This window comes from Agrobacterium sp. 22117 (genome assembly GCF_052045735.1).
GTDB classification, from domain to species: Bacteria; Pseudomonadota; Alphaproteobacteria; order Rhizobiales; family Rhizobiaceae; genus Agrobacterium; species Agrobacterium cavarae.
In genome coordinates this window covers 126424-148114 of the sequence record NZ_JBQEPP010000003.1, presented here as the reverse complement: position 1 = coordinate 148114, position 21691 = coordinate 126424, and the positions used below count along the sequence as shown (strand labels likewise).

Annotated in this window: 25 protein-coding genes and 2 tRNA genes; 15 read left to right on the top strand and 12 right to left on the bottom strand. The window is 57.1% G+C overall.

The window, feature by feature from the left end:
• Positions 1-44: 44 nt before the first annotated feature.
• Together argC and ACTJKV_RS09195 are read left to right on the top strand one after the other, a co-directional pair.
• Positions 45-971 carry an N-acetyl-gamma-glutamyl-phosphate reductase gene (gene argC / locus ACTJKV_RS09200; protein WP_440598623.1) on the top strand — a complete coding sequence of 309 codons (927 nt, stop codon included), beginning with the start codon at positions 45-47 and terminating at the stop codon, positions 969-971.
• Entirely contained in the window at positions 968-1846 is an 879-nt protein-coding gene (locus ACTJKV_RS09195) for an aminoglycoside phosphotransferase family protein (RefSeq protein ID WP_111847858.1), read from the top strand. Before argC ends, ACTJKV_RS09195 begins: the two co-directional genes overlap by 4 nt.
• Here the strand turns inward: ACTJKV_RS09195 and ACTJKV_RS09190 are convergent.
• On the bottom strand, positions 1836-2954 hold the full coding sequence (locus tag ACTJKV_RS09190) for a COX15/CtaA family protein (protein ID WP_440598622.1): 1119 nt from the start codon (positions 2952-2954) through the stop codon (positions 1836-1838). The two genes, ACTJKV_RS09195 and ACTJKV_RS09190, sit on opposite strands and share 11 nt — an antisense overlap.
• A 173-nt stretch (positions 2955-3127) precedes the next feature.
• Between ACTJKV_RS09190 and ACTJKV_RS09185 the strand changes: the two genes are divergently transcribed.
• Positions 3128-3340 (top strand): DUF2842 domain-containing protein, encoded by a 213-nt coding sequence (locus tag ACTJKV_RS09185; RefSeq protein WP_062426135.1) that lies wholly within the window; start codon positions 3128-3130, stop codon positions 3338-3340.
• A gap of 60 nt (positions 3341-3400) precedes the next feature.
• Here ACTJKV_RS09185 and ACTJKV_RS09180 read toward each other — a convergent pair whose 3' ends face one another.
• Positions 3401-4027, bottom strand: a complete 627-nt coding sequence (locus tag ACTJKV_RS09180) for a hypothetical protein (RefSeq protein ID WP_440598621.1) — start codon at positions 4025-4027, stop codon at positions 3401-3403.
• A gap of 217 nt (positions 4028-4244) precedes the next feature.
• On the opposite strand from ACTJKV_RS09180, the gene ACTJKV_RS09175 reads away from it, so the two are divergent.
• The 3 genes from ACTJKV_RS09175 to ACTJKV_RS09165 all read left to right on the top strand — a co-directional run bounded on the left by ACTJKV_RS09175 (position 4245) and on the right by ACTJKV_RS09165 (position 6890).
• Entirely contained in the window at positions 4245-4817 is a 573-nt protein-coding gene (locus ACTJKV_RS09175; RefSeq protein WP_062425562.1) for a polysaccharide biosynthesis/export family protein, read from the top strand.
• 288 nt (positions 4818-5105) lie between these two features.
• Positions 5106-6647: an undecaprenyl-phosphate glucose phosphotransferase gene (locus ACTJKV_RS09170; protein ID WP_440598620.1), complete on the top strand. Its 1542-nt coding sequence runs from the start codon at positions 5106-5108 to the stop codon at positions 6645-6647.
• A gap of 93 nt (positions 6648-6740) precedes the next feature.
• Entirely contained in the window at positions 6741-6890 is a 150-nt protein-coding gene (locus tag ACTJKV_RS09165) for a hypothetical protein (protein WP_111847855.1), read from the top strand.
• A 387-nt stretch (positions 6891-7277) separates the two neighbouring features.
• Here ACTJKV_RS09165 and ACTJKV_RS09160 read toward each other — a convergent pair.
• The 4 genes from ACTJKV_RS09160 to ACTJKV_RS09145 all read right to left on the bottom strand — a co-directional run bounded on the left by ACTJKV_RS09160 (position 7278) and on the right by ACTJKV_RS09145 (position 10411).
• A tRNA-Pro gene (locus ACTJKV_RS09160) sits at positions 7278-7354 on the bottom strand.
• A gap of 103 nt (positions 7355-7457) precedes the next feature.
• Positions 7458-8843 carry a glycoside hydrolase family 28 protein gene (locus tag ACTJKV_RS09155; protein WP_274103727.1) on the bottom strand — a complete coding sequence of 462 codons (1386 nt, stop codon included), beginning with the start codon at positions 8841-8843 and terminating at the stop codon, positions 7458-7460.
• Between the two features lie 320 nt (positions 8844-9163).
• Entirely contained in the window at positions 9164-9691 is a 528-nt protein-coding gene (locus tag ACTJKV_RS09150; protein ID WP_062598340.1) for a dual specificity protein phosphatase family protein, read from the bottom strand.
• Between the two features lie 132 nt (positions 9692-9823).
• Positions 9824-10411, bottom strand: coding sequence for a YqaA family protein (locus ACTJKV_RS09145; protein WP_112518984.1), 588 nt, complete (start codon positions 10409-10411; stop codon positions 9824-9826).
• A gap of 537 nt (positions 10412-10948) precedes the next feature.
• On the opposite strand from ACTJKV_RS09145, the gene ACTJKV_RS09140 reads away from it, so the two are divergent.
• A complete protein-coding gene (locus ACTJKV_RS09140) occupies positions 10949-11596 on the top strand; it encodes an exopolysaccharide biosynthesis protein (protein ID WP_062598189.1) in 648 nt (215 codons plus the stop codon).
• Here the strand turns inward: ACTJKV_RS09140 and ACTJKV_RS09135 are convergent.
• Positions 11583-11876: a PGPGW domain-containing protein gene (locus tag ACTJKV_RS09135; RefSeq protein WP_112359640.1), complete on the bottom strand. Its 294-nt coding sequence runs from the start codon at positions 11874-11876 to the stop codon at positions 11583-11585. The genes ACTJKV_RS09140 and ACTJKV_RS09135 overlap by 14 nt on opposite strands.
• Before the next feature lie 176 nt (positions 11877-12052).
• On the opposite strand from ACTJKV_RS09135, the gene ACTJKV_RS09130 reads away from it, so the two are divergent.
• The 3 genes from ACTJKV_RS09130 (at position 12053) to ACTJKV_RS09120 (ending at position 12894) form a co-directional block, all read left to right on the top strand.
• Positions 12053-12127 (top strand) — tRNA-Asn (locus ACTJKV_RS09130).
• Between the two features lie 175 nt (positions 12128-12302).
• Positions 12303-12632 (top strand): helix-turn-helix domain-containing protein, encoded by a 330-nt coding sequence (locus ACTJKV_RS09125; protein WP_274103728.1) that lies wholly within the window; start codon positions 12303-12305, stop codon positions 12630-12632.
• Between the two features lies 1 nt (position 12633).
• Positions 12634-12894 carry a hypothetical protein gene (locus ACTJKV_RS09120; RefSeq protein WP_062425568.1) on the top strand — a complete coding sequence of 87 codons (261 nt, stop codon included), beginning with the start codon at positions 12634-12636 and terminating at the stop codon, positions 12892-12894.
• Positions 12895-13104: 210 nt separating this feature from the next.
• Here ACTJKV_RS09120 and ACTJKV_RS09115 read toward each other — a convergent pair whose 3' ends face one another.
• Complete coding sequence (locus ACTJKV_RS09115) at positions 13105-13428, bottom strand: DUF2934 domain-containing protein (protein ID WP_274103729.1); 324 nt, start codon at positions 13426-13428, stop codon at positions 13105-13107.
• Positions 13429-13597: 169 nt separating this feature from the next.
• Here ACTJKV_RS09115 and ACTJKV_RS09110 point away from each other — a divergent pair, with 169 nt between their 5' ends.
• Positions 13598-13843, top strand: coding sequence for a hypothetical protein (locus tag ACTJKV_RS09110; protein WP_062425570.1), 246 nt, complete (start codon positions 13598-13600; stop codon positions 13841-13843).
• A 119-nt stretch (positions 13844-13962) separates the two neighbouring features.
• Here the strand turns inward: ACTJKV_RS09110 and ACTJKV_RS09105 are convergent, their stop codons facing one another.
• The 3 genes from ACTJKV_RS09105 to ACTJKV_RS09095 all read right to left on the bottom strand — a co-directional run bounded on the left by ACTJKV_RS09105 (position 13963) and on the right by ACTJKV_RS09095 (position 15671).
• Complete coding sequence (locus ACTJKV_RS09105; protein ID WP_111847849.1) at positions 13963-14406, bottom strand: TIGR02594 family protein; 444 nt, start codon at positions 14404-14406, stop codon at positions 13963-13965.
• Positions 14407-14613: 207 nt separating this feature from the next.
• Positions 14614-15171, bottom strand: a complete 558-nt coding sequence (locus ACTJKV_RS09100; protein WP_440598619.1) for a methylated-DNA--[protein]-cysteine S-methyltransferase — start codon at positions 15169-15171, stop codon at positions 14614-14616.
• A 233-nt stretch (positions 15172-15404) separates the two neighbouring features.
• Entirely contained in the window at positions 15405-15671 is a 267-nt protein-coding gene (locus tag ACTJKV_RS09095) for a DUF982 domain-containing protein (RefSeq protein ID WP_062425573.1), read from the bottom strand.
• A 189-nt stretch (positions 15672-15860) separates the two neighbouring features.
• Here ACTJKV_RS09095 and ACTJKV_RS09090 point away from each other — a divergent pair, with 189 nt between their 5' ends.
• The 4 genes from ACTJKV_RS09090 to sseA all read left to right on the top strand — a co-directional run bounded on the left by ACTJKV_RS09090 (position 15861) and on the right by sseA (position 20656).
• Entirely contained in the window at positions 15861-17309 is a 1449-nt protein-coding gene (locus tag ACTJKV_RS09090; protein ID WP_113272300.1) for a cryptochrome/photolyase family protein, read from the top strand.
• 120 nt (positions 17310-17429) lie between these two features.
• Entirely contained in the window at positions 17430-18467 is a 1038-nt protein-coding gene (locus ACTJKV_RS09085; RefSeq protein ID WP_062437857.1) for a cysteine synthase A, read from the top strand.
• Positions 18468-18479: 12 nt separating this feature from the next.
• Positions 18480-19217, top strand: coding sequence for an alanyl-tRNA editing protein (locus ACTJKV_RS09080; RefSeq protein ID WP_274103730.1), 738 nt, complete (start codon positions 18480-18482; stop codon positions 19215-19217).
• Between the two features lie 17 nt (positions 19218-19234).
• Positions 19235-20656, top strand: coding sequence for a 3-mercaptopyruvate sulfurtransferase (gene sseA, locus ACTJKV_RS09075; RefSeq protein ID WP_274103731.1), 1422 nt, complete (start codon positions 19235-19237; stop codon positions 20654-20656).
• Between the two features lie 98 nt (positions 20657-20754).
• On the opposite strand, the gene ACTJKV_RS09070 is transcribed toward sseA, so the two are convergent.
• On the bottom strand, positions 20755-21597 hold the full coding sequence (locus ACTJKV_RS09070; RefSeq protein WP_440598710.1) for a DUF4344 domain-containing metallopeptidase: 843 nt from the start codon (positions 21595-21597) through the stop codon (positions 20755-20757).
• Positions 21598-21691: the final 94 nt, after the last annotated feature.

Genomic DNA, 21691 nt, shown 5'->3' with positions numbered 1-21691 from the left:
GTCTGAAAACTCCCACAACATATTGAAAATGTAAGGTTAAGGACATGGCAGCGAAAATCTTCATCGATGGCGAACACGGCACTACAGGCTTGCAGATCCGCACGCGCCTGGCCGACCGCCGCGATATCGAGCTGCTGTCGATTCCTGAAGCCGAGCGCCGCAATGCATCCATGCGCGAGGATATGCTGAACAGCGCCGATATCTCGATCCTCTGCCTGCCGGATGATGCGTCCAAGGAAGCTGTTTCCATGGTGTCCGGCAACAACAAGGTTCGGATCATCGATACCTCTACCGCTTTCCGTATCCACCCCGACTGGGCCTACGGCTTTGCCGAAATGGACAAGGATCAGGCGGAAAAGGTTCGCTCCGCCCGCTTCGTCGCCAATCCCGGCTGCTACCCCACCGGCGCCATCGCTCTTATCCGTCCCTTGCGTGCCGCAGGCATACTGCCGGACGGCTATCCCGTCAGCGTCAACGCCGTTTCCGGTTATACCGGCGGCGGCAAGCAGATGATTGCGCAGATGGAAGACCAAAGCCGAGAGGATGCGATCAGTGCCAACAACTTCCTCTACGGCCTGACCCTGAAGCACAAGCACGTGCCGGAAATGAAGAGCCATGGGCTCCTGGATCGCGCACCGCTCTTTTCGCCATCGGTCGGTCGCTTCCCGCAGGGCATGATCGTTCAGGTTCCGCTGTTTGCCGCCAACCTCAAGGACGGCACGACTGCGGAAACGGTTCACGCCGCCCTTACTCTGCATTATGCCGGACAGGACATCGTCAAGGTGGTGCCTCTGGAAGAGAGCAAGTCGATCGCGCGTATCGATGCTGAAGAACTCGCAAACCAGGATATCATGAAGCTGCACGTCTTCGGCAATGCAGAGCACATCAACCTCGTCGCGGTTCTCGATAACCTCGGAAAGGGCGCTTCGGGTGCGGCCGTTCAAAACATGGAGCTGATGCTGTCTGCATGAGCGAGAGCGTCATCACGTCCGACATTCCGGATGAGATCAAAAGGCGGTGGAGCATTTCCTCCGCCTTTTTTCTTGCCGATACAGCGAGCAGCATTGTCCACCGCGTCACTTTGACAGATGGCTCCTCAGCGATCTTGAAGCGATTGAAGCCGCGGGGATTGGGCGAGCTTCCCGGTATGACCTTCCTGAAGTGGCGGCAGGGCCAAGGTGCCGTGCATCTCCTGCAGAAAGAGGGTACAGAATGCCTGCTGGAAGATGCGGGTGATCTGACGCTTCGCGCCTACCGTCTTCAACATGAGGAAGACGCCGCGAATGCAATCATCTGCGAGGTTCTCCAGAGACTTCACGCGCCAGGCGGAGCACCTCCCGGCGGGCTCACGACGTTGGACCAGCATTTCCGCTCTCTCTTTGCCCGGGCCGAGACGGAAAGCGATGAGCGCCTGCGTGAGCCTTTGCAGTACTGTGCCGATATCGTTCGGGAATTGCTCGCTCATCAGCAGATGGTAAATCCGCTTCATGGAGACCTGCACCACGACAACATCGTCACGGGTGGCCCGCGCGGCTGGCTGGCAATCGATCCTCAGGGACTGGTCGGTGATCCCGCCTATGATGTCGCAAACATCTTCGGTAATCCGCTGAACGCCCTGCCGGATATCGTCGATCCGCAACGGATCAGACGGCTTTGTGCCATTTTTTCAGAAACGCTGGACTGCTCGCGAGAGAAAATCCTCCGCTACGCCATTGCGCATGCGGGAGCATCGATCTGCTGGTCCCTCGAGGATGATGGCAGCGTCCTCGATGAAAGCGAGGACGCTTTGGAGCGTCTCGCCTTCCTCACCGTTGCACGCGGCCTATTAAACGATCTCAGTCCCTGACTTCGACGGATACCGGCGCAGGATATTCCCCGATAAAACCCCGCCAGTGGGCAATGGCGAAACCAAGGACGATCAGCGCCATGCCCTGATGGGCGAGCGCCACATGGATATCCACATGGGTGAGAAGCGTGGTGATGCCGAGGCACGCCTGCACACAGACAAGAACGAAGAACAGCACGGAACGCCTCGCATGTGGCGTGTTCGGCAATCTGCGGCAGAGGCTGACCATGTGCCAGAGTGTCGCGGCAAACAGCGTATAGGCGCCCATTCGGTGGACAAATTGCACCGTTTTAGGATTCTCGAAGAGATTGATCCACCAGGGTTGCTGGATGAAGAGATCGCCAGGGATCAGTGAACCATCCATCAGCGGCCATGTGTTGTAGGAAAGACCGGCATTGAGGCCGGCAACGAGCGCGCCGAGATAGATCTGGACGAGACAAAGCACCGCCAAAAGGGCCGCAAATCGCCTGCCCTCGCGCTCATGCGATGCTTCTGGAGAATGATAGGAAAGACCGCGCAATATCCACATGCAGCCAGCAAAAATCAGGCAGGCGATCGTCAGATGGGTCGCGAGCCGGTATTGGGAGACGTCCGTGCGGTTGACCAGGCCGGACGATACCATCCACCAGCCGACGAAACCCTGAAAACCTCCAAGCGCCAGAAGACCGACCAGTGGCAGGCGCAGGCGTTTTTCGATGCGCCCTGTGAGCCAGAAATAGGCAAGCGGCAGGGCAAATATCAACCCGATGGCCCGCGCCAGCAGACGATGCGCCCATTCCCACCAGAAGATGGTCTTGAACTCGTCCAGCGACATGCCGCGATTGATTTCCTGATATTGCGGAATACGCTTGTAGAGCTGGAATTCTTCTTCCCATTCGGCGACCGTCAAGGGCGGGATGGCGCCGTGGATCGGCTTCCATTCGGTGATCGAAAGACCCGATTCGGTCAGGCGTGTGGCACCGCCCACGAGGACGAGACAGAACAGCGTGAACAGCACGACGCGCAGCCAGATGCGCAGAAGCTTGCGGTTGCTCTCCTGCTGCTGCAAAGCCGTTTTCACCCGTTTTTCGACAGAGGCATCCGCCGTCGCCAGCGTATCGGATCGCATTCTTGACACTCCACAATTCCTAACATTGGTTTGCCTCAAGCGGCTGGGCAAAACAAGGGGTTAGCCTTTGCGGCATCGGGTCGCGGCAAATCCGCTTGCGAAAAGCGATACCGTTTTTGACGGGCGCTGCTATAGAGGAATCCCAGGAACACGTGACGGACGAGACATCAGCCATGCATCCCCGCCTTAGATCATTCATCGGCACTATCATCATCATTCTGCTGGTCGTGACCTATGCGGTTGTTGCCACAGCCTTCGCCTCGGCAACGCTCGCAAACTCGCCGTGGTGGGTTCACCTCGGCTATTTCGTGCTGTCCGGTCTTCTGTGGATCTTGCCAGCCATGCTGATCATCAAATGGATGGCCGGTCCGAAACGGCAGAAATAACTCGTTTCGCTGGAAGCGTGAAAAACGACGCGTTTCAGGCTGTTAGTGGTGCGGCCTGGGTCAGGCTCTCGCTGCCGATACCATCGGAATGATCTGGCTGTGTCCGCTCGCGCGGAACGCCGTCTCTGCCTCACGCAGCACCTCAGGATCACCATCCGGAACGGAAAGCACGATATCCGCATCGACATATTTGAGGACGCGCGAGATTTCAGCGGGATTGGCTGCGCCGAACTCGAGCAGCACAGTATCGTAACTCCCCGACAATGCGCCGAGCACCATCACGAGCCGCTCGAGTACGCCGCTGACGCGATGTCCCGAGCCCACGCCTTGCGGAACGATATGCGCCGTGGAGAGCCGGTCACGATGGATGGTTTCGCCGAAGGCTGCATCACCCGTCAGGAGATCCATGATGCCCGGGAGCGATTCGTCCGACACCATCAGCCGCGAAGGAGCCCCCGTCGCGGTCATGTCCACAAGCACCACGGATCGCGCCAGTTCGGCAATCGCTCTTGCCAGCATGACGGTCGCTGTCGATCCATCCGCCCCACTGGGTGACGCGACAACCGCAACGGGCTTGGCGCCTGGCATGACGAGAAGATCCGCAACATAGGCTATCGGAAGCCCCGCTTCCTCAGCGGCGCGATCAAGATCATCCTGTGGTTCGGTCGCATTGTCGTTCGCGGTCATGGCGCCTTCATTTTCTCATCGCCGGCAGCTTTGCTCGCACGGTTACAGTTCTACCCTTCTAACCGCGTCGCAGTAACACAAGCGTTAAACAGTCGACGCCAAGCGGTACTTCGACGATCTCCAGCGAAATTCTTCCAAAAAAAGTTTTCTTTACCCGGAATTAACCATGACGAACGGATAACTGAGGTCAAGAAATGTCCCCGGAGCATGATTGCGAATGAATTTCGCCATCCCACGTTTGATATCAGCTTTTGCCCTCGCCGCGACGATGACGCTTGGTGGTTGCGCTGCCTATCAACCCGCGCCCTCCGCCATCAATGCCGCTGCCCTACAGCCCTATCGTCTGGATAGCGGCGACAGGTTGCGCGTTACCGTTTTCGATCAAGCCGGCCTCACCAACACCTACACTGTCGACCAGGCGGGCTACATCGCCTTCCCGCTCGTTGGGCAAATTCCGGCACGCGGCCGAACGGCCAAGCAGGTTGAAGCAGCGCTCGCCGCACAACTCCGCAAAGGCTATCTGCGCAATCCCGATGTCAGCATCGAGGTCGATCGCTATCGCCCGATCTTCGTCATGGGTGAAGTGGGCAGACCGGGGCAGTATTCCTACGTCCCCGGCATGACGATCCAGAACGCCATTGCCATTGCAGGAGGCTTCACCTCACGTGCAAACCAGCGCGACGTCGATGTGACGCGTAAACTCAACGCCGAGGTCAACACCGGACGCGTGCTGATCTCAGCACCTGTGCTGGGGGGCGACACCATCTATGTGCGGGAACGTTTCTTTTGAGGAAACTGCGTCGTAGCGCTCCCTGGCTTCACCAAAGCTAAAGCCAGAAATTCAAGTTCAGCGGCAGAAGCGGCAGGCGCCGATCCGGCGGCCTAAGCCTCTGTCCATAGTTGCGGGTAAACTGGTATTGCGTATCCCGCCCCCATTACTGCTGTAGCGGCCTGGTACTTCTTGGCAGCGCTTCAGTGACATCAAAAGTGTAAAGCGATTCCGTGAATGGCAATCGTCAACGCTTCTTTTAGTATCTATGGCTTATCTGTATCTGAAAAATGATGACGGGATAAGTCTATGGGCGATCAAGAAAGAGACGGACGAAGCTCCGATCTCGATGTCGTGCGGTTGCAGCTCTCTCAGAAAGCGGCAGGCGACGGCAATAAGCCGACCCTCAATCCCCTCGCCCGGCAGGTCGCCAATCAACTTCGCGATACCAGCCACTCACCGAATATGGTGATCGGTCAGCTGCGCCTCTTCGAGTTCGTCGGCCTTTCGATCATTGCGCTCGTCCTCAACGGCATGGAAATCTCCGGCAGCTGGCGGGTTCACCTGGCGCTTGTCGTCACCTGCCTCTTCAACGCAGGTTTCACCGCTCTTCTGCTTCAGCTGACCGATACCTACCAGCTCCCCTCACTGCGCCGCCCTCTAGCCATGGCCGCGCGCATCGTCGGTTCATACGTCACCGCATGCGCCGTGACAGCCGGCGCAATGTACATGTTGTTGAGGGAGGATGGCTACTCCTGGGCAGGCTTTGCCTGGTGGGTCGCCGCGGGATCAGTCTTTCTTCTTCTGGAACGATCGATCGTCGGGCTCGCTATTCGTCACTGGGGTCGCAACGGGGTCATGGAGCGCCGCGCCGTCATCGTCGGCGGGGGTCAGGCAGCCAAAGATTTGATCCGTTCTCTGGAACGCCACGATAACGATATCCGTATCTGCGGCATTTTTGACGACCGCACCGGTAACCGCTCGCCCGATATCGTCGCAGGTTACCCGAAGCTCGGCACGTTCGGGGAACTGGTCGAGTTCGCGCGACTGACGAAACTCGATATGCTGATCATCGCGCTGCCCATCAGCGCCGAAGCGCGCATCATGGAGCTTCTTCGAACGCTTTGGGTGCTGCCCGTCGATATCCGCATTGCGGCCCATGCCAACAAGCTGCGTTTCAGACCCCGCTCCTATTCCCGCGATGGCGGCGTGCCGATGCTCGACGTCGTGGACAAGCCCATTCGGGACTGGGACGGCGTGGCGAAACGGATGTTCGACATTCTCTTCAGCGTCATCGCTCTGCTCCTGCTCTGGCCCGTGATGATCGGAGCCGCGATCGCGGTTAAATCAACGTCGAAAGGTCCGGTGTTCTTCAGGCAGAAGCGCCACGGCTTCAATAATGAGACCATCAACGTCTGGAAGTTCCGGTCAATGTATACCGAAATGAGCGATCCAAGCGCTGTCAAGGCAGTGACCAAGAATGACCCGCGCGTCACGCCGGTGGGCCGTTTCTTGCGCAAGTCCTCGCTGGACGAACTGCCTCAGTTTTTCAACGTGTTGGCGGGAGATCTGTCCCTCGTCGGTCCCCGGCCACACGCCGTCCATGCCCAGACGGGCGACCTGAAATATACCGAGGTCGTAGAACACTATTTCGCCCGTCACAAGGTCAAGCCAGGCGTTACCGGTTGGGCGCAGATCAACGGCTGGCGCGGCGAAATCGACAACAGCGACAAGATCAAGCAGCGCACCGCTTTCGATCTCTACTACATTGAAAACTGGTCTCTTTGGCTCGATCTCAAGATTCTTTTCCTGACACCGATCCGCCTGTTGAAGTCAGAAAACGCATACTGACGGACCCGTAGCCGATTACCACCTACCCGGTGGAACCGGGCAGGATTTTCCGCGTTGTTCAGCCGTACATCTTCATTTTCAGGGGAAATCCGAATGACGCGGTCTAACAATCTCTACTTCATCATCGGCGCGCTGGTCGTACTCGTCGCCGCTCTTGGCATCTATGTGTGGCACGAAGAGTCGAAGCCTAAGGGTATCGAAATGAATATCGGACCAAACGGCGTGTCCGTTCAGGAAAACTGATCGCCTTCGGGAGGGGCGCAGCACACAATCTTGCTGCGCTACCTCGCGCGCATCGGCGCCTCATACACATTAGAGACGCCTGTCCTGTCAGGCCAAGCCCACGAAAGACAGGATCATGCCAACGACTACAACCAGACCTACAATATAGATAATGCTGTTCATTTCTCTCTCCATCTCTTTCGAAGCATCCCCAGCGACGCCTCGATTTGTTACGATGGACTAACACGTCGCCCCGCTTGAGCGTTCCATTAGAAAATTCAAAAATGAACGATTGGGTGGATTAATGGGTGAAGATAAAGAGCCGCGCCATCTCCATGCGAAGATGGTCAAAGGGCTGATCCCAAGGTGTTTCTCAGAAAAATCGAGGCTTGGGGAGAACCTCAAAAATGGTCGGAGCGACAGGACTTGAACCTGCGACCCCTTGACCCCCAGTCAAGTGCGCTACCGGGCTGCGCTACGCTCCGACACAAGAGACGCGTTTATATAGAAGGCGTGTCGCACGCAACCCTAAAAATAAAGTCCGCAAACAAAAACAGAAAATCGGGTTTGCGAAGGTGAGCCTGGCGGTCAGTTCACTTCTGGGAAATCCAGCCAGCGTGCGGTGCAATCGGGTGGCGATGCTTTGTCAGACGTTGCGGAAGGTTGAGAGGCAGGCGATACCTTTACAGGCGGTGGGGGTATGAGGCCACCCGGACCGACAGATAGGGTGGCGTTGTCGATCTGCCAGCTTGCTTTGGGATCAAAGCGCACACCGTCGAACGTCACTTCAAGCGGATGGGTGGCATCATAGCCCCGGAGAACCAGCGTTCCTGTCTCTCCTGTTACACTGCGCAGCAGGATGTCTCGGTAAACCGGTATCTTCGAGCCGTGAGCCTGTTTGTCGTAACGCGTGTCAAAGTCGATCGGGCGCAGATTGCCGCGCAGGCACACATTCTCATATTGGATGCCAGTGACGAGCCCACCCCGACTGATATCGCTCTTGATACGCAGTCCCGACGTCGCCCCGTCGACGGTAACGTTTTGGACGAGGACGTTGCTCACACCCGATTCGGTCTCGCTGCCAATCGACAGGCCATGGCCCCAGTAGAGGTGACTGTTTACAATCGAGACGTATCGGGTCGGAGCGCTCCCGCCCTTGATAGCGATATTGTCGTCCCCGGCACGGATGAAGCTGTGAGCGATGGTCACATCCTGAGAACCGGCAGGATCGATGCCATCCGTGTTGCGCGCATCTGCGGGCGTATCGATGCGCACACCCCAAAGCGTGGCGCCCTTCACACGGTTCAGTATAATATGGAAGTTCGGCGCATTGCGCAGCGTCACGCGGTAGAAAACGATGTCTGCGCCGTCATCGACCTGGATCAGCCGGGGATTGTTCTGCTTGCCGCCTTGGCTTTGGGCTCTGCGGGCAAGTTGCCACCAGGTCTCCTTGCCGCCAGCCATGACCTCCCCACCCTGACCATCGATGAGGCCGTCACCGACCAGAGCCGCGCCTTGCGCTTTCTCAAACAGAAGGAAGGGGCGGCAGCCATCCCCTTTCGTATCGATTGTTCCGCACGTGCCGCTGCCGCGGTCATAAGCTTGAGGATCAGCGACTGCGGCCAATATTACGCCCCGGTCGAGCCAGAGGGTGACACCGGAACGGATTGTCAGCGGGCCGCTGACGAATCGGCCCCCAGCATTGCCGGCGACCAGCTTGATGGCCTGACCTGCGGGGCATGCATCAATTGCCGCCTGAAGCCGCTGTGTATCCAGCACCTGTTGCGCTTGTGCACTTTGCGCCGCTGGCTGCGGTGAAAGCGTGGCGCAGAGCTGTGTGGGCAAGGTCGGTTCCGATACCGCGCGACGATCGCCGGTCACGGCCGCACCAGCCGCCGAGCTCATCACAAGGATCAGCCCAACAGCAAGGCAAGCGGCAGTGGGGCGTAAGGCGGGTATCTGAGACTTGGTCATGGGCGCATCCTGTTTGGCAAGACCTCTATTCGAGGATCGTTGCGTCACGTCATGTCTCACATTTTTATGATTGGATGCCAAACCTGCAAGGCTAACCCAGCTTGCCGCGACAGATTGTTTGCGGAATCAACCACGCTTGGCTTAGGAAGGTACTTCAGCGAAAGACGGGTAAACGACGAATCGACCCGCCACTTGGAGGCTCTGACTTGGCGAACTTCCCGGACATGGGATGAGTCCCGCTCTTGAAAAAGGCGCAAAAGCGAGACGTGAAATTTATGGAGATGAGCCAACCGCAGCGATAGCACTACTGGTCGTGGCGGTTACATTTGCGCCAAACCATTTTCGATCCGCTCCCAGCTCTCATCCATAGGATAGGCCGCGGAAATGACCGGCACACCCAGATGGCCATAGCGAATGGACAATTGCTTTTCCGCGGTTTCAGGATCGACACCTGCGATCTTGCCCAGATAGATCGCGGAGGCGAGGCCTGTGCGGTCGGAGCCGGAGCGACAATGGATGAGGATCGGCTTTGGCGATGTGCGCATGATTTCGACAAGCGCTTCGGCCTTGTCCATCGATAGCGTCTCACGCGCCGACATGGCGAAATCGACATGATTTACGCCGAGTGCTTTAGACTCGGAAACCTCGTCCTTGTACCAGGTCGAGCCATCATTCTTACCGCGCAGGTTGATGACGGTCTTGATATTGTGCTGCTTCACATAAAGCGCCAGTTGCTCGGCGCTGGGCTGGTTCGAACGATAGAGTTCGCCGGCCAACACCTCATGAAAATTCCCGGAAAGCTGCAGGAAGCCGAGATAGGCGAAGAAGCTCAACAGCAGGACCGCCAAGGCGCTCCCAAGCGTGATCATTTTTTTGCGCATTCTATCCATCTTCCAACTGCTATTGACGGAAGGGATAGATGCTGAGGCTGACATCAAGATGAACGTTTCTGACCTGCAAGCGCGCAGGCGCAGACGATGTCACCGCACGAAGATATAGACGGCGTAGACGGCAATCAGGGCGCTGGCAACGAGTGCTGCGATCATGCCAAGGCGCTTCTCGATGAAGTGCCGGATGCTTTCGCCGTAACGCTGCAGAAGACCGGCCAGAATGAAGAATCGCGCACCTCGCGTCACGATGGCCGTCACGATGAAAAGCCCAAGGCTGATATTTGCGGCACCGGACAGGATCGTCACCACCTTGATCGGCGGGAGGTGCGCAAGTCCGGAGGTGATCAACAGGAGGACGATCGTTTCATAATCCACCGAAGCCTTCAGATGCTCGAACGCATCCAGCTTGCCGTAGAACTCCAAGAGCGGACGAGCAACGCTTTCGAAGGCGTAATGGCCGAGATACCACCCGGCGATTCCGCCAAGAACCGATGCGACCGTCGCGACCGTCGCATAGAACATTGCCTTGCGTGGCTTTGCCAGAACCATGGGCAGAAACAGGACATCTGCGGGCAGAAAGAAGATGGAGCTCTCGACAAAGGCAATGACGGCCAGCCACCAGACGGCGGTTTTGCGTGCCGCAAGGTTCATCGCCCAGGCATAAAGACCCTTCAGCATTTTGTTCTCCGTTCAATCCAGCGATTTTTGCATTGGGTCGGCCCAACCACGGCCTGCGCTTGTCGCCGCTGCGACTTCGTAGCGGCTTTCGTGCCTGCCTTACCGATCAAATGCGCAAATGGCAAATGATGCAGCGCAGCATCATCATGCTCAATATACAAAATTGCTGCGGCGCGAAATGTCAAAATACTCTCGTTTATCGATATCTGCGGCGGTCCTTGCTGCAGCGCAGTATCAATTCCTTTTATTCTGGCGTTTCCGCCGATTCGGCGTAGAATGGAGGGGCGAGGACATACTGAGGAGGAGACAGTTATGGACTACGTTAATTTCTTTACTTCGTTGAACCCGTTTATTCTCGGCATCTTGATGGTTGTTCTTCTGCTGGGTGCTTACAACAAGTGGGTTTCTCACTGACGAATTAAGTCGTCCATTGCCGTAAGTCTGACGCTGACCGCCTATCCCTTGAGCATTTGCGGATAGTCACTTGTGGGCGCGAATGCTATCAATCCCCGAGTTCAATTGATTTCGGGAGAAAGCATGACGCAGGACTTCGCGTTCAAAGATACGTCTGAAAATCTCAGTTCCGTTTTGCAAAAGCTGATCAATCAGCTTGGCGGAAAGACGATCACTTTGCGGGAATTGATGGAGGCCATCGGAGAACAAGGCCTCCTTCTGATGTGCGCCATCGCCTCCCTGCCCTTCCTCATCCCCGTTTCCATTCCAGGCGTCAGCACGGTGTTTGGGGCAGCCATCATCATGATCAGCCTTGCCATCATTCTGAACCGGCTGCCGTGGTTGCCCAAACGCATTCTGGATCGGCAGATGGAGACGGCGCGCCTTGTGCCTGCGCTGCAAAAGGGCATCAATATCGTGTCCTGGCTGGATAAGTATATTCGCCCACGCCTGCTTTCCCTGACGACCGGTGCAATCATGAACCGGGTGAACGGTATCGCCATCATGGTGGCAGGCCTGTTGCTGATGATGCCGCTCGGCTTCATTCCCTTCTCCAACACCCTGCCGGGGATCGCCATCCTGTTGTTCTCCGCGGGCATGATTCAGCGTGACGGAGCGACCGTGCTTGGTGGCTACCTGTTTCTCGCGCTGACGACGATTTACTTCGCAGCATTGGCCTATGCGGCGGTGTGGGCCGGCCAGGGCCTCAGCAACTCGCTTACGGGCGCTTGATGCCTTCAGCGTCTTCGCGGCGCGCCTGACGGGCGCGCTTGCGATATTCCCACCAGATGGCCAACTGACGGCGCTTGCGCCTAACGAAGCGCAAATCCTGAGACAGCACCAAAAGTCCGAGCGGAACCATCCAGAAGCCGAGAACTGGCAAGAAGCCAAGAAGGCCGCAAATCACGAGCACCGTGCCGATAACGATGCGTCCGATACGCGAGCGCGGCATCGCCACGCTCCATTTGCCCATGTGAAGCCGCCCCGTTTTGGGGTGAATACCGAAATTCACGCCAGATCACCTCAGCTCGACAGGGTTGGGACAATTTTTTTCAACATCGTCATGCCCGGAAACGTGGGGCCTTCGGTGGATAAAACAAGAGGAATTCATTTTTTTTGAAAAAAGCGCTTGGCAAATCGTCAAAGCGTTTGTATTACCCCGCTCACGCCACGCCAAGCGGCGCACGTTCCCTGGTAGCTCAGCGGTAGAGCATTCGACTGTTAATCGACAGGTCGCCGGTTCGAATCCGGCCCGGGGAGCCATTTTTACAATCGACCGCGTTGTAAGCAAGATATCTCTCCAAAAAATACCGCTGAAAAATCTCCGACCATCAACGTCTGGGGTGTACACATCGTTGCGACGAGATCGCATATTCGTTACGACGAATAAGGATCAAGGCAGCCGCTTCGGTCATCTATCGCAATGGAGACTGCGGATATGTCGATCACCGCTTCGCAATGCAGAGCCGCGCGCGCAATGCTCGATTGGTCCCCGGAAAAGCTTGGCGAAGCTGCAGGGGTAGATCTAGCGGATCTGGCGTCTTTTGAGAGCGGCCAAAGCGGATCTGATCCTGAATTGAGCGACAGGCTTCGTGCTGCTTTGGAGAAGGCCGGAATTTCCTTCATCGACAACAATCAGACATCTGCAGCCGGCGGTCCGGGTCTACGTCTTCTGAAGTCGCCCGGCGAATTCGATACCGACCAGTCTGAGACAGTACAATATAAAGAACATCTGGCGCCCGATGCGCCGACCGGAGCGGGAGGCTGATATGTCCAAGAAACAAAAGTTGGAACACTCTGAATTTTCGGGAGAGTTCGAGGATGACGGCATCACCGTGCTCGTGGATATCTTCCGGCCCGCCGGAACGCAGCAGGACTGGCAGCTGGAGGTCATCTCCGAAGAGGACGACGTGACGACCTGGGACGAGCCCTTCGCCACCGACAAGGACGCCTGGGAAGAGTTTCTCGCAACATGCGAACGGGATGGCATCAGGAGCTTTCTTGGGGACGAGGAGCCGGCCGTCCACTAAGGCGTGTCGCAATCTTTCAGATTAGCGCCTCAGGCCTTAGGCCCTAGCTATCGCATGTCTCTATCGCAAAACCGCGGCACGCTTTTGCGTGGACCATGCTTTAGACACCTTAGTCACCGGGAGATGTCTGATCGCACACGAAAAAGGCGACCGCCGTGGCGATCGCCTTAACACTTCGAACATCCAGCTTTGGTTGAAACCTGCTGGATCTCAACGCTTGCCAGCACGGCCGGAAACCGCTGTGGATGTGGCGGAGACCGGGTCGCTCGCTGGGAAGGTGTCTTCCAGACCTTCTTCAAGCTCGTCATCGGACTTACCATTGTCTTGCGACTGCTCGCGGTTCAGAGAGACGACCGCAGGCGATTGACCCGTAGCGTCTTCATCCTCCACGCCCAACACAGATGTGTTGCGTGTCGCATCGATTTCCAATTCTGCCTCTTGCCAGTGGCGCTCGTGGTCGCCATCGCGCCGACCTTCGCTTTCCCACTTCTCATAAGCCTTGTTGCGTATTTCGGATTCACGATCGACTTGCATGGTGCTTCTCCCGTTTTCGATATCGGAAAACAATCGGCACTCTTATTTGGTTCCTGCGCCCATGCTTTGACGGTGTTGTCATACGGGATGGAGTGGTCACAAAAAGGAACGAAGCGGCGCCCTGCCCGTTTCCCTCCCGACAATCATTCAATATCGATGGGAGCGTACCATGACCGACGACAAATCGACGATCGACAAGAAGAATCACCTCGACATCAAAGACGAAGATGTCGCGCGTTTCGAAACGGAAGGCGATCTGACGCAACATCAGCAGGAGTTGGACCCCGATGAGCTGACCAGCCTCAGAGCACGTCGGCAGGCGGCACGCCAGCACGAAGACGCTTTTATCGTTGCAACGGACCTGGAAGATGACGACCAGCGCGATGCCGCTCCAGGCACACGTGAACAGCCGTAGACCGCGTGCGGAAAGGGACCTAGGGTGACGTTAAACCCACCATAGATTCTCTTGTGAGCGCCATGCTGCCAGCCACGCTTTCGTGGGTGTACCCGGGCGTACTTTAACTTGAAGCGCGATTACCTACGAACAGAGACGATGGACTTGCGGCTGAAGTTGGACACCTGTACGCGGCCGGACTGGTTGCCGCCGAGGATTTGAGCAGTGGCACCACTCATGCTCTTCAGGATGCCTGCGTGATATCGCTTGCCGCTTCTGACGACCACAACGTCACCGGGTTTGGCGGCACCGACCGGAACAGCGTAACCGAAGGATTTCCAGGATTTGGCGAAACCGGAGGATTTTGGTGGGGTACGTCCCGATTTCTCGGCAACAACGCTGAGAAAGTGGCCGCACCACGGAGTTTTACGAGGGTTGACGCCCAAAATTGCTTTCAGCGTCTTGTTGTTCTTGCCTTCATGAAGACCGGCATATTGCTCGGCTTGGTTCAACATGCCCGCCGAGGCGGGCGTTATGACCGCGGCACACAGCCCCACAGCCAAAAGAAACGCAGATACTCTCACTCTCTTGCCCTTTAAAAGCACAGGACAACTTGGCTCCAGCCCGCGCCGAAGTGTCCTTGCGCACATTCAAAGTAGGGCAGTCTTAGGAGCGAAACGTCTCGCTCACGACGACTGCTGATGAGCCGTCTATGCTCCGAATCTAGCCAGAATTTGACGAGACATGGGCGATTATGGGTATGTTATGCCCCAAAATCGCCCTTGGAGTTATCAAAATAGTGAAGCCTGTTCGGGTTTTGGCTGAATGTTGAAAAGACCTTCCAACGCCAGCATTTGCAGCTTCGTCTTCACGCCGCCCTCAGCCGAAAAGCCACCCGGCTTACCGCCAGCGGCAAGAACCCGATGGCATGGGATAAGAAGCGGCAGCGGATTTTTTGCCATCGCCTGCCCAACGATCTGAGCAGCTTGCGGGGGAGCATTCAATTCCTTCGCGATTTCACCATAGGTTTTCGATGTTCCCCACGGCATAGCCCGCACGATTCCATAAACCGTTGAAAAGAAATCACTTTGAGGGCCGACATCAAGTTGGATATTCAGAAATTCGACCGGTTGACCTTTGAAATAGGCTCTCACCTTTTCCAATAGAGGCCTTGCTTCCGCACTCGGGTCGGAATGTTCGGCATTGGGCAGACGGCGTGATAGATGGGCCCTCGCATCATCTTCCAAATCAAAGGGCAACTGGAAACGGCAGATGCCGCCTTCATGCCATGCGAAGGCGCAAAACCCCATGGCAGTAGAGAAGGTTGAGTAGCGGATTTTGCGCGTCACCGGCCTGCCCCATTTCAGTCCCATTCGGCCAAACGAGCGTCGGGGTTAACGTTTCAGCAACCATTTTTTTGAGGTTAAGTCGAGGCTTTATCAAAGATTTTTAGGCGAAGATGTGTCGGTAAACGGCTGCCTCACCCCGACATCCAAGTGATAGAGCGCAGCAAAAAGCCACCCGGCGGGAACGCGGCGGGTGGCTGAAAAGGTCTTCTTAATCTGAAGATCGAACGGGTCGCTTACGATGCGAGCTTAGGCATCTCCACGAGGCGGTTTGCATCCCGGCTCGCCTCAACGAAAGCGGTCCGTGCGATCTCGCCGGAAACGCTTCCCAGAAGCGACGCCCTGCAAAGGCGCAACGCCTGCTCATACGCCTTGCCATGGCGGCTGGGCCACTCGTGTTGGAGAAAATCAAAGGCTTCATAAACGCCGTTGAAGGTGCGAGGCGCGCCGTTCTCAAGAGAGATCACAACAGGCGCATCCCATTTTACTTCATTCAGCATCATTGGTGGGTCTTCCATTCTCAATTCACGTGCCTCCAACGTCACGTCCGGCATATGGTTCCACCTGTTTTGATTTAAACCCAACAAAATTTACCCTTCAAAAACCATAGGTATCGCACCACCGTATTACCCTCGTTGCAGGGGAGCAAAACCCCCTTACGCGCGTTAAAAATGAAAGCAGAAGGAAAGCCGATGACGACGCAGGACAGCCCCATAATCCTTTGGTTTCGCAAGGACTTGCGCCTTTCTGACAATCGCGCCCTTGCAGCCGCGCGGGAGCATGGCGGAGCGATCATTCCTCTCTATATACGCGAGGATCGACAGGGCTCAAACGGCCCTTTGGGTGGCGCGCAGGAGTGGTGGCTTCATCACTCGCTGAAAGCCCTTTCCGACCAGTTGGAAAAGCTTGAAAGTCGCCTCATCCTGCGCAGTGGAGACCCCAGCAAAATCCTCAAGTCACTTATTGGTGACGTGGGCGCTGGTGCTGTGTTCTGGAACCGTCGTTACGACCCCGATGGTGTGGAGATCGACAGCCACCTCAAGAAGCAGCTTCGCGATGATGGATACGAGGTCGAGAGTTTCTCGGGCCATCTCCTGCACGAACCATCCAAGGTGAAGACCAAGAGTGGCGGACCCTACCGCGTCTACACGCCTTTCTGGCGCGCCATCGAAGGTGGAGACGAGCCGCCAGAGCCCACGGGCAAGCCGCGCCAGATATCAGCGCCTTCCAGTTGGCCGACGTCGGAAAAGCTGGACAGTTGGAAGCTCCTGCCGACAAAACCGGATTGGGCAAAGGATTTCTCGGACGTCTGGACGCCGGGCGAAGCGGGAGCCAAAGAGCGGCTGGACGATTTCATCGATAGCGCGCTCAAGGGCTATGAGAAGGGTCGTGACTTCCCAGCACAGCCTGCAACCTCGATGCTCTCTCCGCACCTAACCCACGGGGAGATCACGCCTGCCCAGCTCTGGCACGCCACCAAAGGCCTTTCCTCCCACATCGCCTCGAACGACATCAGCCGGTTTCGCAAGGAGATCGTCTGGCGCGAGTTCTGCTACCATCTTCTCTTCCACTTCCCCAAACTCGACGAGAAGAACTGGAACGACAGTTTCGATGCGTTCGAATGGAAAACGGACACGGCAAAGTTCAACGCCTGGAAGAAGGGCATGACCGGCTACCCGATCGTCGATGCTGGCATGCGGCAGTTGTGGAAGCACGGCGTCATGCACAATCGCGTGCGGATGATCACGGCGTCCTTCATGATCAAGCATCTGCTGATCGACTGGCGTAAAGGAGAGAAGTGGTTTCGTGATACGCTTGTGGATGCCGACCCTGCCTCGAATGCTGGCAACTGGCAGTGGGTGGCCGGATCGGGTGCCGACGCCTCGCCGTTCTTCCGCATCTTCAATCCTATCATTCAGGGCGAGAAGTTCGATCCCGACGGAGACTATGTCAAAACTTTCGTGCCGGAGCTTTCGAAGCTCGATGCCAAGTACATTCACAAGCCGTTCGATGCGCCTAAGCATGTGCTGGACAAGGCCGGGATCGAATTGGGCAAGACCTATCCAAAGCCCGTCGTCGATCATAATGAGGCACGCCAGCGTGCGCTTGAGGCCTACTCCCATATCAAGAAGAGTGAATAACCTGGGCATCAGCAAGATTTTGCGCTGGAACCCTCTTCGCCAGAAGATAATTTCTTGTCACAAGGCCGTTAGATAACGACATAACGGCTTTGAATCGCTGACTGGACAGAAGGCCTGATCATGACCATCCATTCTTCCGTGCTGACCGCAATTGGGAACACCCCGCTCATCCGCCTCAAGGCAGCATCCGAGGCCACGGGCTGCGAAATTCTGGGCAAGGCCGAGTTCATGAATCCAGGCCAGTCGGTCAAGGATCGTGCCGCGCTGTTCATCATTCGAGATGCGGAACGACGCGGGCTCTTACGTCCCGGCGGCACGATTGTGGAAGGTACGGCCGGCAACACCGGCATCGGGCTTGCGCTGGTTGCCAACGCGCTCGGCTACAAGACGGTGATCGTTATCCCGGAGACGCAGAGCCAGGAGAAAAAGGACGCGCTGAAGCTTCTTGGCGCACAGCTTGTCGAAGTGCCGGCCGCCCCCTACTCCAACCCTAACAACTATGTGAAGGTCTCCGGTCGTCTGGCAAAGCAGCTTGCCGCAACCGATCCGAACGGAGCAATCTGGGCAAACCAGTTCGACAATATCGCCAACCGTCAGGCGCATATCGAAACAACCGCACCGGAAATCTGGGACCAGACGGATGGCAAGGTGGACGGTTTCATCTGCGCCGTCGGTTCCGGCGGGACGCTAGCCGGCGTCGCGGACGGTCTTCGCGATTTCAACCCCGATATCAAGATCGGCCTTGCCGATCCGGAAGGGGCAGCGCTTTACGAATTCTACAAGAACGGCGTCCTGAAGTCGGAAGGATCCTCGATTACCGAGGGCATCGGCCAAGGTCGCATAACGGCCAATCTCGAAGGCTTTACACCGGATTTTGCCTATCGAATCTCGGACGCCGAGGCGCTTCCGATCATCTTCGAACTGATCACCAAGGACGGTCTGTGCCTTGGCGGCTCTTCAGGCATCAACATTGCCGGCGCAATTCGGCTTGCCCGCGACCTCGGACCCGGGCATACAATCGTCACGATACTTTGTGACTACGGTAACCGTTACCAGTCCAAGCTCTTCAACCCCGACTTCCTGCGCTCCAAGGGGCTTCCCCTTCCGGCCTGGTTGACGGAGAAGAAAGAGATTTCGGTTCCGTACGAAACCGTCTGAGGTCAATGCAATATGCCTGTGAATGCCCTGTTTCGTGATGATTTTTATCTTTCAACTTGCGAAGCGGTGGTCACGGCAGTGCATGAAGATGGTGGCGTAGAGCTGGATCAGACCTGCTTCTATGCCACGTCAGGCGGCCAGCCCGGCGATACGGGCTTTCTCGAACGGGCCGATGGCGCGAAGATCGAACTCGGCGTAACGCGCCATGGCGCGGACAAGAGCGTCATCATTCACGTGCCCCTGGACGGTCAGCCCTCCCCGGACATCGGCGAAAAGCTGACCCTTCATATCGACTGGCAGCGACGCTACAAGCTGATGCGGATGCACACCGCCTGTCATCTCCTATCGGTGGTCTGCTCCTGGCCGATCACCGGTGCTGCCGTTGGCGAGGATGAATCGCGGGTCGATTTCGATATGTCGGAGACGATCGACAAGGATGCGATCACCGCCAAGCTGATGGAACTCGTCGAGCAGAATCACCCCATCTACCTGCAATGGATCACCGACGAGGAGCTGGCGGCCAATCCTGGCATCGTCAAGTCCAAGCATGTCCGGCCACCCGTCGGGCTTGGCCGTGTCAGCCTCGTCTGCATCGGCGAGAATTCTTCGGTTGACAGTCAGCCCTGCGGCGGCACTCATGTGTCGGAAACGCAGGAAGTCGGCGAGATTTACATCGCCAAGATCGAAAAGAAAGGCAAGGAAAACCGCCGTTTCCGCATTCGCTTCGGCAAACCCGCCGACGCCGCCTGATTTCTGGGAGAAACATCGTGAGCACCGATAAAAGCCGTTTCGTCGTTTCGGCGGATTGGGTCGAGCAGCAGCTTGGAACACCGCACTTCCGCATCGTCGATGCGTCCTGGTATCTGCCGGCACATAAACGCGACGGAAAGCAGGAATATGCCAGCGGCCACATTCCAGGCGCCGTCTTCTTCGATCAGGACGCAATTGCCGATCATGAGACGGGCCTTCCGCACTCCCTGCCCTCCCCGGATTTTTTTGCCGAGGAAGTCGGCAAGCTTGGGATTACCGACACCGATACGATCGTGGTCTATGATGGCCCCGGCTTCTTCTCCGCGCCGCGCGTCTGGTGGATGCTGCGCGTCATGGGTGCCGAAACGGTTTATGTGCTGGATGGCGGCCTCGATGGCTGGAAGGCTGCCGGCAAACCGCTTGAGACGGAAGCTCCGCAGATCGAGCAGGCAGAGTTTCACGCCGAGTTCAAAGCCAACCGTGTGACCTCGTTCTCCGATATGCGCGCTGTCGTCGAGACGGGCGAAAAGCAGGTTGCCGACGCCAGAGGTGCTGGCCGCTTCACCGGAGACGAGGCCGAGCCGCGCGCCGGCATGCGTTCCGGCCATATGCCTGGTGCTCGCAGCCTGCCTGCCACTGCCTTTTCGGAGAACGGCCACTTCAAGGATCTGCCAACCATCCGCAAGATGATTGCAGAGGCCGGCATCGATCTTTCCAAGCCGGTCGTCACCAGTTGCGGTTCCGGCGTGACGGCCGCCGTCGTGACGCTGGCGCTAGAGTCGCTCGGTCATTCGGACAATTCGCTTTATGACGGCTCATGGTCGGAGTGGGGATCGAAAGAGGACACGCCTATCGTGACTGGCCCGGCAGAGCCTCTGCAGACGGAGCCACACGGTCCCCTCAAAGCCCATGTCACCCAGCTTGAAATGACATCGGCGCCAAAGGTCAGCCTGGCGGTGCCGGTCAATATCCAGACGGCGATCATGCGAACGCATGACATCCCGCTGCATTTTTATCGCTATCTCTACTGGCGCGTCGGCAAGCGCTGGCATTGGCAAAAGCGCATGCGCATGAGCGATGCCGAGCTTACCGCCGTGCTGCGCGACCCAAAGAACTGCGTAACAGTGCTCTATCTCAACGGTTCGCCGGCTGGCTTCTTCGAGTTCAACAGAGGCAATGACGACGTCACCGAACTATCCTACTTCGGTCTGATGGAAGAGGCGATTGGCGCTGGTGTCGGAAAATGGTTCCTGCTTCAGGCGCTTTACTCGATCTGGCAGGACAACCCCAAGAAGGTCACCGTCTCCACCAATACGCTGGACCACCCGCGCGCCTTGCAGCTCTACCAGATGATGGGCTTCTCCCCCGTCAGCACCTATGAAGCCTGGGTGGAGCCACTGACCGACAGCGAATATCTCGAAATTTCGCGCCGCGGCTAAGATGCCGGGCTGGCGTCCGCCTCTCCTGGATCGGATGAGGCGGGCTCATTCAGCGTGGCATTACTTCGCCTTCGCTCTACGAGATCGAGCCTCAGCTCTTAAAGCTCCTGGCCGAGATTGACGGCGGTCGGGATTTCTTTCGCAGGTGCGTCGCCACGGTCGCCATTGGTTGCAAGAAGATGGGCAGCGATCAGCTCGCCGTGAAATCTTGCAAGCTCATAGCAATAGGTGATCTCGCGGCGTTCCTCGGACCAATAGGCATCCGGCCGCCCGCAGCTTCTGGCCGTCAGCTTTACCGTGCCCTTGAGCTCATAAGCACTAAATTCGCGGGCGATGAGATCGAGAACCTTCGATTCCTTCACCATCGTCGCATAGATATCCAGAAACGGATCGCGCGCAGGCTCATATCGTATGTCGAATTTCGTCGTGCCCGGCGTCTTCACATGGGGTTTGAGTAAGTCGCTCCAGCGCGCCACGGTCTGCGGATAGGCCACTTCGCATGCCTTCCACTCATCCTTCGGCAGCCCCATCAATTCTGCAAGGTCGCCGTAGCCTTCATTGTCCTTACCGACCATGAGGCAGGCCATCTGGCGGTCGCGGGCGACATTCGGGACAAGAACGCTATACAGCGGCGCATTATGCTCGGGAAGCTCTCCTGAGCTACGCGCGAGATACCAGCTATCGGTTGCATTGACGATGGCCGTATCCAGCCACTCCTGGTTGGCTTCCAGCATGATCGTGCCGGCAAGCTGGTCTGCGGTATTGCGACCGTCGTCCGCATCGGGAAGGCTGAAATCGGAGATCAGCATCTTGGCGGCTTCGTGATAGACGCCGAATACGGCATTGCCGATGACGAAATTGACCGTCTGCTGCAACTGCTCGTCTGAAAGATCGTCAAGTGCGGGCGCAACCTGCGCATGCGCAGACGGCAAGGCGGACACTAAAAAAGCGACCGAAAGAACGGCTCGAAACCTTCGCAGCATTGACGTCAACTTTCCAGAACGAGGACGCAGCATAGATCGCTAAACAGAACGG

What these genes read in the sequence shown, in the direction of transcription:
- argC (WP_440598623.1), top strand. Translation starts at nt 45, where the DNA reads ATGGCAGCGAAAATCTTCATCGATGGCGAACACGGCACTACAGGCTTG.
- ACTJKV_RS09195 (WP_111847858.1), top strand. Translation starts at nt 968, where the DNA reads ATGAGCGAGAGCGTCATCACGTCCGACATTCCGGATGAGATCAAAAGG.
- ACTJKV_RS09190 (WP_440598622.1), bottom strand. Translation starts at nt 2,954, where the DNA reads ATGCGATCCGATACGCTGGCGACGGCGGATGCCTCTGTCGAAAAACGG.
- ACTJKV_RS09185 (WP_062426135.1), top strand. Translation starts at nt 3,128, where the DNA reads ATGCATCCCCGCCTTAGATCATTCATCGGCACTATCATCATCATTCTG.
- ACTJKV_RS09180 (WP_440598621.1), bottom strand. Translation starts at nt 4,027, where the DNA reads ATGACCGCGAACGACAATGCGACCGAACCACAGGATGATCTTGATCGC.
- ACTJKV_RS09175 (WP_062425562.1), top strand. Translation starts at nt 4,245, where the DNA reads ATGAATTTCGCCATCCCACGTTTGATATCAGCTTTTGCCCTCGCCGCG.
- ACTJKV_RS09170 (WP_440598620.1), top strand. Translation starts at nt 5,106, where the DNA reads ATGGGCGATCAAGAAAGAGACGGACGAAGCTCCGATCTCGATGTCGTG.
- ACTJKV_RS09165 (WP_111847855.1), top strand. Translation starts at nt 6,741, where the DNA reads ATGACGCGGTCTAACAATCTCTACTTCATCATCGGCGCGCTGGTCGTA.
- ACTJKV_RS09155 (WP_274103727.1), bottom strand. Translation starts at nt 8,843, where the DNA reads ATGACCAAGTCTCAGATACCCGCCTTACGCCCCACTGCCGCTTGCCTT.
- ACTJKV_RS09145 (WP_112518984.1), bottom strand. Translation starts at nt 10,411, where the DNA reads ATGCTGAAGGGTCTTTATGCCTGGGCGATGAACCTTGCGGCACGCAAA.
- ACTJKV_RS09140 (WP_062598189.1), top strand. Translation starts at nt 10,949, where the DNA reads ATGACGCAGGACTTCGCGTTCAAAGATACGTCTGAAAATCTCAGTTCC.
- ACTJKV_RS09125 (WP_274103728.1), top strand. Translation starts at nt 12,303, where the DNA reads ATGTCGATCACCGCTTCGCAATGCAGAGCCGCGCGCGCAATGCTCGAT.
- ACTJKV_RS09120 (WP_062425568.1), top strand. Translation starts at nt 12,634, where the DNA reads ATGTCCAAGAAACAAAAGTTGGAACACTCTGAATTTTCGGGAGAGTTC.
- ACTJKV_RS09115 (WP_274103729.1), bottom strand. Translation starts at nt 13,428, where the DNA reads ATGCAAGTCGATCGTGAATCCGAAATACGCAACAAGGCTTATGAGAAG.
- ACTJKV_RS09110 (WP_062425570.1), top strand. Translation starts at nt 13,598, where the DNA reads ATGACCGACGACAAATCGACGATCGACAAGAAGAATCACCTCGACATC.
- ACTJKV_RS09095 (WP_062425573.1), bottom strand. Translation starts at nt 15,671, where the DNA reads ATGATGCTGAATGAAGTAAAATGGGATGCGCCTGTTGTGATCTCTCTT.
- ACTJKV_RS09090 (WP_113272300.1), top strand. Translation starts at nt 15,861, where the DNA reads ATGACGACGCAGGACAGCCCCATAATCCTTTGGTTTCGCAAGGACTTG.
- ACTJKV_RS09085 (WP_062437857.1), top strand. Translation starts at nt 17,430, where the DNA reads ATGACCATCCATTCTTCCGTGCTGACCGCAATTGGGAACACCCCGCTC.
- ACTJKV_RS09080 (WP_274103730.1), top strand. Translation starts at nt 18,480, where the DNA reads ATGCCTGTGAATGCCCTGTTTCGTGATGATTTTTATCTTTCAACTTGC.